The following is a 240-nucleotide window of genomic DNA, read 5'->3' as shown; positions in this document are numbered from 1 at the left end:
ACTACGGCGTGCGCGAGTTCGGCATGAGCGCCATCATGAACGGCGTGTCCCTGCACGGCGGCCTGGTGCCTTACGGCGCGACCTTCCTGATGTTCATGGAGTACGCGCGCAACGCCGTGCGTATGGCCGCGCTGATGAAGAAGCGGGTGATCCATGTGTACACCCACGACTCCATCGGCCTGGGCGAAGACGGCCCGACGCACCAGCCGGTCGAGCAATTGACCAGCCTGCGTACCACGC

The 240-nt window shown here is 65.0% G+C and carries 1 pseudogene; it reads left to right on the top strand.

Annotated features, from left to right (window positions below):
• A pseudogene (locus tag KZZ04_RS20675) lies at positions 1-240 on the top strand (transketolase); the annotation flags it as partial.

The sequence above is a fragment of the Pseudoalteromonas sp. CR1 genome (assembly GCF_019392235.1).
GTDB lineage: Bacteria > Pseudomonadota > Gammaproteobacteria > Enterobacterales > Alteromonadaceae > Pseudoalteromonas.
Note: the sequence above shows the minus strand (reverse complement) of the source record. Positions and strands in the feature narration are given on the sequence as shown.